General features: G+C 64.7%; 8 protein-coding genes. 2 read left to right on the forward strand and 6 right to left on the reverse strand.

What is annotated here, in order from left to right; all coding sequences use genetic code 11:
* Positions 1-153: 153 nt before the first annotated feature.
* From phaC to AWB76_RS29875, 3 genes are all read right to left on the reverse strand, one after another.
* On the reverse strand, positions 154-2,166 hold the full coding sequence (gene phaC, locus AWB76_RS29865) for a class I poly(R)-hydroxyalkanoic acid synthase (RefSeq protein ID WP_061163714.1): 2,013 nt from the start codon (positions 2,164-2,166) through the stop codon (positions 154-156).
* 320 nt (positions 2,167-2,486) lie between these two features.
* The gene (gene pgeF / locus AWB76_RS29870) at positions 2,487-3,323 is read right to left on the reverse strand and encodes a peptidoglycan editing factor PgeF (RefSeq protein ID WP_061163715.1); all 837 of its coding nucleotides are present in this window, start codon (positions 3,321-3,323) and stop codon (positions 2,487-2,489) included.
* Entirely contained in the window at positions 3,320-4,483 is a 1,164-nt protein-coding gene (locus AWB76_RS29875; RefSeq protein ID WP_082864562.1) for an RluA family pseudouridine synthase, read from the reverse strand. Before AWB76_RS29875 ends, pgeF begins: the two co-directional genes overlap by 4 nt.
* 97 nt (positions 4,484-4,580) lie before the next feature.
* Between AWB76_RS29875 and AWB76_RS29880 the strand changes: the two genes are divergently transcribed.
* The gene (locus AWB76_RS29880; RefSeq protein ID WP_061163716.1) at positions 4,581-5,414 is read left to right on the forward strand and encodes an outer membrane protein assembly factor BamD; all 834 of its coding nucleotides are present in this window, start codon (positions 4,581-4,583) and stop codon (positions 5,412-5,414) included.
* Between the two features lie 64 nt (positions 5,415-5,478).
* Here the strand turns inward: AWB76_RS29880 and yoaA are convergent, their stop codons facing one another.
* The 3 genes from yoaA to AWB76_RS29895 form a co-directional block, all read right to left on the reverse strand.
* A complete protein-coding gene (gene yoaA / locus AWB76_RS29885; protein WP_061163717.1) occupies positions 5,479-7,707 on the reverse strand; it encodes a DNA repair helicase YoaA in 2,229 nt (742 codons plus the stop codon).
* A gap of 83 nt (positions 7,708-7,790) precedes the next feature.
* Complete coding sequence (locus AWB76_RS29890; protein ID WP_061163718.1) at positions 7,791-7,976, reverse strand: DUF465 domain-containing protein; 186 nt, start codon at positions 7,974-7,976, stop codon at positions 7,791-7,793.
* 101 nt (positions 7,977-8,077) lie between these two features.
* Positions 8,078-8,854 carry a flotillin family protein gene (locus tag AWB76_RS29895; RefSeq protein ID WP_082864563.1) on the reverse strand — a complete coding sequence of 259 codons (777 nt, stop codon included), beginning with the start codon at positions 8,852-8,854 and terminating at the stop codon, positions 8,078-8,080.
* A gap of 272 nt (positions 8,855-9,126) precedes the next feature.
* Here AWB76_RS29895 and AWB76_RS29900 point away from each other — a divergent pair, with 272 nt between their 5' ends.
* Positions 9,127-11,460 (forward strand): Tex family protein, encoded by a 2,334-nt coding sequence (locus AWB76_RS29900; protein WP_061163720.1) that lies wholly within the window; start codon positions 9,127-9,129, stop codon positions 11,458-11,460.
* The last annotated feature ends 81 nt before the right edge of the window (positions 11,461-11,541 follow it).

Below are 11,541 nucleotides of genomic sequence, written 5' to 3' on the forward strand. Positions count from 1 at the left end.
CGCGATCTTCGCGAGCGAGCCGCCGAATTTGCCTACCGCCGTACGCGCGGCCGATACGATCACTACGTCAGTCATTTCAGTTTCCTTTGGCATCGAATGTTAATGCGGTTTCGAACGGTTCCATGCGCTCTCGCGCACGGTCACGCGCGCCGCTCAGAAATCGCGCTCCAGCACGTAACGGCCGGGTGCGGCCTCGATCACCGGGTGAGTCTTCGATCCTTGCGCCGCGCCCGCCTTGACCTGCTCGCCTGCATTGCCGGCGAGCCACTTCGACCAGGTCGGCCACCAGCTTCCGGGATGCTCCGCGGCGGCCTCGAACCACGTATCGGGGTCCGCCGGCAGACGCTCGTCGTTGCTGTCGATCATCCAGAAGCTGCGCTTGTTCTTCGACGGCGGGTTGATCACGCCCGCGATATGCCCCGACGCGCCCAGCACGAACGTCTGCGGACCGGTGAGCACCGGCGCGGACGCGTACGCCGACTTCCACGGCACGATATGGTCTTCGCGCGAGCCGTAGATGAAGGTCGGCACCGTGAGGCGCGACAGGTCGACCGGCTCGCCGCACACGGTCAGCGCGTTCGGGGTCTTCAGCTTGTTCTCGAGATACGTGTTGCGCAGATACCAGACGCACATCGGGCCCGGCAGGTTCGTCGAATCGCTGTTCCAGAAGAGCAGATCGAACGCCTGCGGCGTGCGGCCCTTGAGGTAGTTATCGACGACGTAGTTCCACACGAGATCGTTCGGGCGCAGATACGAGAACGTGTTCGCGAACTCGATGCCGCGCATGAGACCGGCGGGCGCGCCGTTCTTGCCGCCGATCGCCTGTTCCCGCATCTGCACGTGCGCCTCGTCGACGAACACGTCGAGCACGCCGGTGTCGGAGAAGTCGAGCATCGAGGTGAGCAGCGTCATCGATGCGGCCGGATCTTCGCCGCGCGCCGCCGCCACCGCGAGCGCGGTCGCGAGGATCGTCCCGCCGATGCAGAAGCCGAGCGTGTTGATCTTGTCTTCGCCCGTGATCTCCTGCACGACGCCGATGGTCTCGAGCACGCCTTCCTGCACGTAGTCGTCCCACGTCTTGTGCGCAATCGACTGATCCGCATTGCGCCACGACAGGATGAACACCTGATGCCCTTCTTCGAGCGCATAGCGCACGAGCGAGCCTTCCGGCGACAGATCGAGAATGTAGAACTTGTTGATGCACGGCGGCACGATCAAGAGCGGCCGCGCGTACACCTTCGGCGCGAGCGGCTTGTACTGGATCAGCTGCACGAGTTCGTTCTCGTACACGACCGAGCCTTCCGTCGTCGCGATGTTCTTGCCGACGAAAAAGCGCGATTCGTCCGACTGCAGGATCTTGCCGCGCTGCATGTCGTTCAGCAGGTTCAACATGCCCTGGCGCAGGCTCTCGCCCTTGCTTTCGATGAGCGTCTTCTGCGCGTCGGGATTGAACGCGAGGAAATTGCTCGGCGCGGCGGCGGCGGCCCATTGCTGGACAGTGAAGCGGATGCGCTCGCGCGTCTTCGGATCGCTCTGCACGGCATCGGCGAGTTCCTGCAGATAGCGCGCGTTCAGCAGATACCACGCGGCGGTGAACGCGTACGCGGGCGTCGATTGCCAGGCGGTGTCGACGAAGCGCCGGTCCTTCAGCGACGACGGATCGATGCTCTGCGCGCCCGCCTGCTTGAGCAATTCGGCGGCATCGCGCGAATAGTTGCTCTGCAATTCATGGAGGCGCTCGGGCGGGATCGCGGCCGTCGGAATCTTCGGCAGCGTGGGCAGGCCCTGCATCGCCGCACCGAAGCCCGGCATGCTGCTCGCGAGCTTCGCGAATTCCGCCATGCCGTTCATTTTCGTGAAGTCGGGCATCTGCGGCATCACGCCGGGCATCGGGAACGCAGCCGGAAATGCCTTCGACGGAAAACCGTTCGGGAACCCGTTGGCGAATGCGCTGAACGCGGCGAACGGCGAAGCAGCCGCATCAGTCGCGGTATTCGTCTGTTGAGTGAATTTCGACCATTGCGCAGGATCAGCGACGCTGCGCCACGCGTTCAACCATTGATCGAACGCCTGCTGTACGCCAGTCGGATCGGCGGATGAAGCTTCGGCCGAAGTGCTGTCGGCGGTACGGGAGCGGGAAGATGAGGAAGTAGATTTGGAAGCCATACCCGCTATTGACCTGTGAGTCTCGTAAGACTTGGATTGCTAACGCAGGCATCGCCGGGCTTTCCTCGACCAGCGCGCAAGTGTTGGTGCGCTCTATGCGCGTGGCAAGCTTGAGCCTTGCTACGCCGTGCCCGATTGAATGAATTCCAGGAACATTCTTGCTCTAGGATGTCAGGCATGTCAATGCTTCGTCCCGATTTTGCCGCAGTGCGATATTTTTTTAATTATCGTTTTCCCCCATGCGAAATGTTGCATTCGCAAGGGGTTTCGTCATAGGCAAGAAACGTTTGTTGGGTAAGTTCCAACACTCATGACAGCAGTCAATCGTTTAGCCAGATCATCGCGGCCATGCGGCCCGTGACGCGGTCGCGCCGGTACGAATAGAAGCGCTCCTGTTCCGTCACCGTGCAATGCGTGCCGCCGTGGATGCGCGTGGCATCGATGCCGAGATCGGCCAGACGCAGACGCGCGAGCGCGTAGATATCGGCGAAATATTTGGCCGGCGCGCCGCCTGTGGGCCTGAAGGCGGCTTTCGTCGAGTCGCGGCGATCCGCCCGCGCGGCAGCGGCGAACGCATCGAGCACATCCTCGCCTACTTCGAACGCTTGCGGTCCGATCGCCGGTCCGAGAAACGCGTTGAGATTCGATGCCGGCACGCCCGCGAGCGCCGCGACACGCTCGCCCGTCTTCTCGATGATGCCGCCTGCCAGTCCGCGCCAGCCCGCGTGCGCGGCGCCGACCGCGCGGCCTTCGTCGTCGCAGAAAAGCACGGGGAGGCAGTCGGCGGTCATCACGACGCACACGACGCCCGCGCGATCCGTCACGCTGGCATCGGCGCGCGTGCGCTCGCCCTGCGCAAGGCGCGCGATGACCGCGTGCGCGTCCTCGACCTGCGTGCCGTGAATCTGTTCGAGCCACGCGGCATCGCGCGAGCCGGTCAGCGCGAGCGCGCGACGGCGGTTTTCTTTCACTGCGTCCGGTGCATCGCCCGACGAGAAGCCGAGATTGAGACCGCCCGCGCCGGGCACGCCGCCATCGTAAGGCGCTTCGCTCACGCCGCCTTCACGCGTCGTGACGAACGCGCGCACGCGCGGCGACACGTTCCATTGCGGCCACAGACAATATTTCGATGGCAGTTCGGCTGCGTCGCGCGTCATGCTTCGTCGTCCTCGTAGTCTTCGTCGTCCCAGTCGTCTTCTTCGTCCTCGCCCACCACGTAGACTTCGGCGAAGCCTTCGTCTTCGTCGAATTCGACTTCCTCGTCCTGGCCGAACCCGAGTTCCGCCGCGAGCGCCGCGATATCCTCAGGGACGTCCGCGCGCCAGTGCACGTCCTTGCCCGTCGCGGGATGGATCAGGCCGAGCCGCCATGCGTGCAGCGCCTGTCGCGCGAATTCGTTGGGCAGCGGCCGGACCGAACGCTTGCCGCGCGCGTGACCGTACACCGGGTCTCCCAGCAACGGATGCTGGACATGCGCGCAATGCACGCGAATCTGATGCGTGCGGCCGGTTTCCAGATCGCAATGAATGGCGCTGACAGGCTGGCCGTGCCACGTGGTGCGGCCGACAGTGCGGAAATGCGTGCGCGCCGGCTTCCCCGATGCGGTCTTCACGACCGCCATGCGCGTGCGCTCGCGCGGATCGCGGCCGATGGGCGCGTCGATCGTGCCTTCGTCGGGCATGTTGCCCCACACGAACGCGACGTAGCGGCGTTTCACCGTGCGCGCCTGCAACTGGCGCACGAGGTCGGTCTGTGCCTGAAGCGTGCGCGCGACGACCATCAGCCCGGACGTTTCCTTGTCCAGCCGATGCACGATGCCCGCGCGCGGCAGTCCGGCGGCGGCGTCGCCATAACGATGCAGCAGGCCGTTGAGCAGCGTGCCGCTCCAGTTGCCCGCCGCCGGGTGCACGACCATGCCCGCGGGCTTGTTGACGACGACGAGCGTCTCGTCCTCGTACACGATATGCAGCGGCACCGGCTCCGGCGCGAACGCGAGCTGCTCGGGCAGAAGGTCCGGAACGAGCGTGATCGTCGCGCCGAGCGGCACGGGCTGGCGCACTTTCGCGCCGGCGCCGTCGACGAGCACGCGGCCTTCCTCGATCCAGCCCTGCAATCGGCTGCGCGAGAACTCCGGGAAGATTTTCGCGATCACCTTGTCGAGGCGGTCGCCCGCGAGTTCATCGGGCACGCGGGCCGTGCGTGGCGCTTCGCGGTCCGTGCCGCCGCCCGAATCGGCCGACGCTGAGTCGTCGCGGGTGGCGCATGGGCTATAATCTTCGGGTTGGTCTTTGGTACGACGAGTACTTGAGCGGGTCATTTGAACGAGATTCGGCGGCATGGATAAAAAGCCGCGCCGGAAAAACAGCTAGAACAGCGAAGAATCAACTAGATTCAGCCAGGAACAGCAAGCACTGATGCGAGCCTTCAACACCATTCATCTCTCGATGCGTCAATCGATCAAGTATCTGGCGCTGGCCGCAAGCGTCGCCATCGTTACGGCCTGTCACGGCCTGCCCGAGAAGACCGACGAAACGGCAACATGGAATAACAACAAATTATATACGGAGGCTCAGGACGCGCTATCCGGCAGCGACTGGGGCAAGTGCGCGAAGTATTTCGAAGCGCTCGAAGGCCGCGATCCGTTCGGCCATTTCGCGCAGCAGGCGCAGATCAACGTCGCGTACTGTGACTGGAAGGACAGCGAAACCGCCAACGCCGACCAGGCCATCGACCGTTTCATCAAGCTGCACCCGGATCATCCCGAGATCGCGTATGCGTACTATCTCAAGGGCATGATCCACTTCAACGACGACCTCGGCCTCTTCGGCCGCTTCTCGGGTCAGGACATGAGCGAGCGCGACCCGAAGTCGCTGCGCGAGTCCTATGACGCGTTCAAGGTCGTCGTCGACAAATATCCGCAAAGCAAGTACGCGCCCGATGCCGCGCAGCGCATGCGCTATATCGTGAACGCGCTCGCATCGCATGAAGTGCACGCGGCGGATTATTACTATCGCCGTGGCGCATATGTGGCCGCGATCAACCGCGCGCAACTCGCCATCCGCGAATACAAGAACGCGCCGGCAACGGAAGACGCGCTGCACATCATGATGCTGTCGTACGAGAAGCTCGATCAGCCGCAACTCGCCGACGACACCAAGCGCGTGCTGGCAGCGACATTCCCGGACAGCCCGTACGTCACCGGCAAGCGCCGCGCGAACGCCGAGAAGCCCTGGTATCAGATCTGGTAAAGCAAAACGGCCGGTTATCAACCGGCCGTTTTTTTGTGTCGATGAAAACTTAGGACGCCGATTCTTATTCGGCCAGCTCCGCTTTCCACTTCGCCGCATCGGTGAAAAATTCGCGCACCACGTCCAGCTCGCGCGTGCGCTTGAACGGCGGCAGGCTTTGCCAGATGCGCCGGCCGTAAGGCTTGTCGACGAGCCGGGTGTCGCAGATCATCAGCACGCCGCGATCCGTCTCCGCGCGAATCAACCGCCCCGCGCCCTGCTTGAGCGTGATGACCGCCTGCGGCAACTGATGCACGGCGAACGGGCTCAGGCCCTTCTTCGTGAGCGCGTCGAGGCGCGCGGCGAGCACCGGATCGTCGGGCGGCGCGAACGGCAGCTTGTCGATGACGACGAGCGACAGCGCATCGCCGCGCACATCGACGCCTTCCCAGAAACTTTGACTGCCCACGAGAATCGCGTTGCCATAGGCGCGGAAACGGTCGAGCAGCTCCGTGCGGCTCGCGTCGCCCTGCACGAGCAGCGGATTGTCCCAGCCGCGCCGCTCGATCACATCGCGCAGCCGATTGGCGATGCGATCGACCGCGCGCAACGTCGTGCACAGCACGAACGCGCCGCCGCCCGCCGACTCGATGACCGGCAGCGCGGCTTCGAAGACGGCGTCGGTAAATTGCGGCGACGACGGCTGCGGCAGATTGCGCGGCACGTACAAAAGCCCCTGCGACGGATAATCGAACGGGCTCGGCAAAGTCATCGAGCGGCGCGCGTTGAGGCCCATCTGCGCCGCGTAATGCGTGAAATCGCCGCGCACCGACAGCGTCGCCGACGTGAAAATCCACGCACGCGGCACGCCCGCGCGCTGCTTCGCGAAAATCGGCGCGACGGATAGCGGCGTTTCGTGCAACTGCACCGTGTGCGAAAACACCTCGATCCAGCGCACCATCTCGTTCGGCTCGTCCTTCGCGGCCTGTTTCGCGACGTCCTCGTCCGCGACCACGGCACGTTCGAGCGAAGTTGGCGGCGTCGTCCAGCCCGCGAGCTGATCCTGCAACTCGCGCGCGCGGCGCACCAGCGCCTGCAACGATTCGGCCCGCTCGGCATGCGCCGACAGCGCCGCGGCGAGCGCCGAAAGATGCGTCTCCAGCGTGTCGAGCGCCTCGAAGATCGGATGGCTGTCCGGCAACTGGCCGAGCGACAGCCGCACCGAATCTTCCTTGAACGCGAGCCGCACATCGCGCGCCGCGCGCTCGAGCGCCGCGCCGAGCTTGGTCCAGTCGGCGGCGTCCCGCGCGTGCGACAGGCCTTCCGCGACGGTATCGCGCGCGAGTTCGAGCAACTGCGTGGTCGAGAGCGTATCGCCGAAAAAGAGCGTCGCGGTTTCGGGCAACTGATGCGCTTCGTCGAAGATGATGGTGTTCGCCGTCGGCAGAAGCTCGGCCATGCCGGTGTCGCGCAGCATCACGTCGGCGAAGAACAGATGGTGATTCACCACGACGATGTCCGCCTGCTGCGCCTCCTTGCGCGCCTGCATCACGAAGCATTCCTTGTAATGCGGGCACTCCTGGCCGAGGCAGTTGTCGCGCGTGGAGGTGACCATCGGCCAGACGGGCGAATTCTCCGGCACGCTCGCGAGCTCGGCCTTGTCGCCGGTGCGCGTGATCTTCGCGAAACGGACGATTTCCTGCAGATGCGACGTATCCTGCCGGCTCGGCAGACGGCCGTTGTCGGCGGTGCGCTCCAGGTAATAATGGCACAGATAGTTGGCGCGTCCCTTGAGCATCGCCACCGATACCGGGACGGCGAGCGCGTCGCGCACGGTCGGGATGTCGCGCTGAAAAAGCTGGTCCTGAAGATGCTTCGTGCCCGTCGACACGATCACCTTGCCGCCCCACAGCATGGCCGGCACGAGATACGCATAGGTCTTGCCGGTACCCGTTCCGGCCTCGACGATGAGCGTATTCTCGCCGCCGTCGATGGCCGCCTTCGCCGTCGCGATGCCGATGTCATCGGCCGGCTGTTCGTCGGGTGCGTAGGGTTTGTCGGATGGACCGAGCTTGCGCGCGGGGCGGCGCTGCGCCTCGAACATCGCGGGCTCGGGCATCGCGCGGCCGGACGCTTCCATCGCGGCGGCGACCGAGCGCGCCATTTCGATCTGCGAGGCGCGCGGCCGATAACCGTCGATCGCGCGCGCGAGCAGGCCTTGCGCTGAAAAGATGGCGTCCAGCTCGACGCCGCGTTTGTCGGTGAGCGCGAGCGGCGCGTTGGCGTCGTCGCCGGGTTGTGCGGGTGAGTTCAAGGCGTGCTAAATCCTGCGGGTTTGCGGCGCGGCCGCGCGCGAGGCGCCGTCGCCGGCACGAGCCCGCTGCCGGCACGCGGCGTTCAGTGCGCGTCCGAGTCCAGCTGCAATTGCAGCAGGAGGATGGTGTCCTTCACCTTGAGCTTGCGCTTTTTCAGCCGCCTCAGCTCCAGGTCGTCGATGCCGGACATTTTTTCGATCAGCGTGTCCAGACTGTGATGCTCTTCCTGCAATTGCGCGATGCGATCGCGCAGCAGTGCGGCATCCATGGCGGGTTGTCGAGGTGCGCGCGGGGTGTCACTCAAGCGCTGCTGCATGCTCGCCTCCTTTCATCCACTTGGCGCGGGCCCGCACGACGAGCCCGATCGCCCTATTTACCTTGCTGCTGTTGTTGCTGCTGCACTTTCAGTTGCTCCTGGCGCTCCTGTTCCTGCTGCTGCGCCTTTTCCTGCGCCTTTCTCGCGGCTTCCTTCTGACGTGCTTCCACCTCCGCGCGATGCTGCGCGGCTTCCTGCTGCTTCTGCTCGTAGCGCTGCGCCTTTTGCTCGCGTTCCTGCGCGTCCTGCACGCCGCGCGCACGCGCGTCGTCGAGCTGCTTCTGATAGTCCGCCTGCTTGCGATCGTACGCCGCCTGGTTGGCCGCGCGCTGCGGCGCGTCGGCTTCGCGCTGGGCGGCGGCCAGCGCGTTCTGACGCTGCTTGTCCTCGTAGGCCTGCTGGCTCGCCTTCTCGTTCGCAGCGCGCTGCGGCGCTTCCGCCTCGTATTGCGCCCGTTTGATCGCCGTCTGCTGGTCGCGTTGCTTCGCGCGGTCGGCGCGTCGCTCGTCGTCGAGCGCAAGCTGTTCCTGGCGGATCTGCTGGCGCGTTTCGCGCATCGCGTTGCGGGCGTTGTCGAGACAGTGATTCACGAAGAACTTGCTGTAGCAGTCGTGCTCCTGCACGCCGTAGCGATAGTTGTTTTCCTCGGTGCGGCGGTCGAGCACTTTCTGGCGCTGGGCGAAATCGGCTTTGAGCGAATCGTCGGCCGGTGAGCCGGGGGCTGCCGCGTCGAGCGGACGCGTGCTCACGGAAGTGCCGGGATCGATCGGCTTGGCGGCCTGAGCGAACGCGCGCTGCGGCGCGAATGCGCCCGCTGCGCACAGCAGCAAGACAGCCGCGGCGAGCGGCGCGGTTGAAAGGCGAAAGTTGGGCAAATGGATGGACGGCAACGTGATAAAGAATCAGGTGCGAAACGGCTTGTGCGATGCCCAAATTCTATCACCGCGCGCCGGAGCGCTCCGCCATTTATGGCAAAATGCCCCGCTCAGCAGCCCGGATCGAACCTGGCTCGTCTTACGGTCTTCCGCCCGCGGCGTCTCGCTCTCGCGAGTCCGCGCACGCGGCGCGAATCTCGCCGGCGAGCCACAGACAGCGCAGAAACATGACGGAAACCGTAGCACTCAAGATCGTACAGCGCATTGCCACCGAACTCACCGTGCAGCCGCGTCAAGTCGCCGCCGCCGTGGAGCTTCTGGACGAAGGCTCGACTGTCCCGTTCATCGCCCGGTATCGCAAGGAAGTCACCGGCAATCTCGACGATACGCAACTGCGCACGCTCGAAGAGCGCCTGCTGTACTTGCGCGAACTCGAAGATCGCCGGGCGACGATCCTGCAAAGCATCGACGAGCAAGGCAAGCTCACCGCCGAGCTGCGCGGCGCGATCGAAGGCGCGGACAGCAAACAGGTGCTGGAAGACCTCTATCTGCCGTACAAGCCCAAGCGCCGCACGCGCGCGCAGATCGCCCGCGAAGCCGGTCTCGAGCCGCTTGCACAGGCGCTCCTCGCCGATCCCACGCTCGATCCTCAGGCCGAAGCCGCGAAGTTCGTCGATGCGGAAAAAGGCGTCGCCGATACCAAAGCCGCGCTCGACGGCGCGCGCGACATCCTCTCCGAGCAGTTTGGCGAAACCGCCGAGATTCTCGGCAAGCTGCGCGAGCATCTGTTCAGCCAGGGACTCGTCATGTCGAGCGTGGTGGACGGCAAGCAAGGCGAGGAAGGCGAAAAATTCCGGGACTATTACGACTACAGTGAAACGATCCGCACCGTGCCGTCGCACCGCGCGCTCGCGCTGTTCCGTGGCCGCAACGCGGGCGTCCTGAGCGTCAAGCTCGGTCTCGGCGAAGAGCTCGACGCGCAGGTTCCGCATCCGGGCGAAGCGATGATCGCGCAGCACTTCGGCATCGCAAATCGCGGACGCGCGGCGGACAAATGGCTCTCCGACGTCTGCCGCTGGTGCTGGCGAGTGAAGGTGCAGCCGCATATCGAAACTGAATTGCTCACGCAATTGCGCGAAGAAGCCGAGCACGAAGCCATTCGCGTCTTCGCGCGTAATCTGAAGGACTTGCTGCTCGCGGCGCCCGCCGGTCCGAAGGCCGTCATCGGCCTCGATCCGGGACTGCGCACGGGCGTGAAGGTCGCGGTCGTCGATCGCACCGGCAAGGTGCTCGCGACCGACACCATCTATCCGCACGAGCCGCGCCGCGACTGGGACGGCTCTCTCGCGAAGCTGGCGCGCATCGCGCAGGCGACGCAGGCCGAGCTCGTGTCGATCGGCAACGGCACGGCGTCGCGCGAAACCGACAAGCTCGCGAGCGAGCTCATCGCGAAGCATCCGGATTTGAAGCTGCAGAAGATCGTCGTGTCGGAAGCGGGCGCGTCGGTGTATTCCGCGTCCGAGCTCGCCGCGAAGGAGTTTCCCGAGATGGACGTGTCGCTGCGCGGCGCGGTGTCGATTGCACGGCGTCTGCAAGACCCGCTCGCCGAGCTCGTCAAGATCGAGCCGAAGGCGATCGGCGTCGGCCAGTATCAGCATGACGTGAATCAGCGCGAACTCGCGCGTTCGCTCGATGCGGTCGTGGAGGATTGCGTGAACGCCGTCGGCGTCGATGCGAACACGGCATCCGTCGCGCTGCTCGCGCGCGTGTCGGGGCTGAACGCGACGCTCGCGCGCAATATCGTCGATTATCGCGATGCCAACGGGCCGTTCCCGTCGCGTGAGCATCTGAAGAAAGTGCCGCGTCTCGGCGACAAGACCTTCGAGCAGGCAGCCGGCTTTTTGCGCATCAACAACGGCGAAAATCCGCTGGATCGTTCGTCGGTGCACCCTGAAGCGTATCCGGTCGTCGAGCGCATTCTCGCGAAGATCAAGAAGCATATCGGCGATGTGCTCGGCAAGCGCGAAGCGTTGACGGGCCTTTCTCCGACCGAATTCGTCGACGATCGTTTCGGCCTGCCGACCGTGCGCGACATCCTCGCCGAGCTGGAAAAGCCCGGCCGCGACCCGCGCCCCGAGTTCAAGACCGCGACCTTCAAGGAAGGCATCGAGAAGATTTCGGACCTCGTGCCGGGCATGATTCTCGAAGGCGTGGTGACGAACGTTGCGGCATTCGGCGCATTCGTCGATATCGGCGTGCATCAGGACGGCCTCGTGCACGTCTCGGCGCTGTCCACGAAGTTCATCAAGGACCCGCACGAAGTCGTGAAGGCCGGCCAGATCGTCAAGGTAAAGGTGCTGGAGACCGACGTGAAGCGCCAGCGCATTTCGCTCACCATGCGTCTCGACGATGACCTCGCGCCGGCATCTTCGACGGGCGGCGCGGGTGCGTCGCAATCGCGCGGTTCGCAGGATCGTCGGTCGGGCCAGCGTCCGCAGCAGCGTCGCGAGCCGGAACCGGCCGGTGCAATGGCCGCGGCGTTCGCCAAACTGAAACGCTAACGCTAACGCGATAAGCCGTCAGAAAAAAACCCCACGTTTTCCAACGTGGGGTTTTTCTTTTGCGCTTCCGGATGCCGAAGC

It is taken from the genome of Caballeronia temeraria (genome assembly GCF_001544795.2).
GTDB lineage: Bacteria > Pseudomonadota > Gammaproteobacteria > Burkholderiales > Burkholderiaceae > Caballeronia > Caballeronia temeraria.

Bases quoted from the DNA above. Each gene is read 5' to 3' on its own strand.
- phaC (WP_061163714.1), bottom strand. From the start codon at position 2,166: ATGGCTTCCAAATCTACTTCCTCATCTTCCCGCTCCCGTACCGCCGAC.
- AWB76_RS29880 (WP_061163716.1), top strand. From the start codon at position 4,581: ATGCGAGCCTTCAACACCATTCATCTCTCGATGCGTCAATCGATCAAG.
- pgeF (WP_061163715.1), bottom strand. From the start codon at position 3,323: ATGACGCGCGACGCAGCCGAACTGCCATCGAAATATTGTCTGTGGCCG.
- AWB76_RS29875 (WP_082864562.1), bottom strand. From the start codon at position 4,483: ATGACCCGCTCAAGTACTCGTCGTACCAAAGACCAACCCGAAGATTAT.
- AWB76_RS29900 (WP_061163720.1), top strand. From the start codon at position 9,127: ATGACGGAAACCGTAGCACTCAAGATCGTACAGCGCATTGCCACCGAA.
- AWB76_RS29890 (WP_061163718.1), bottom strand. From the start codon at position 7,976: ATGGATGCCGCACTGCTGCGCGATCGCATCGCGCAATTGCAGGAAGAG.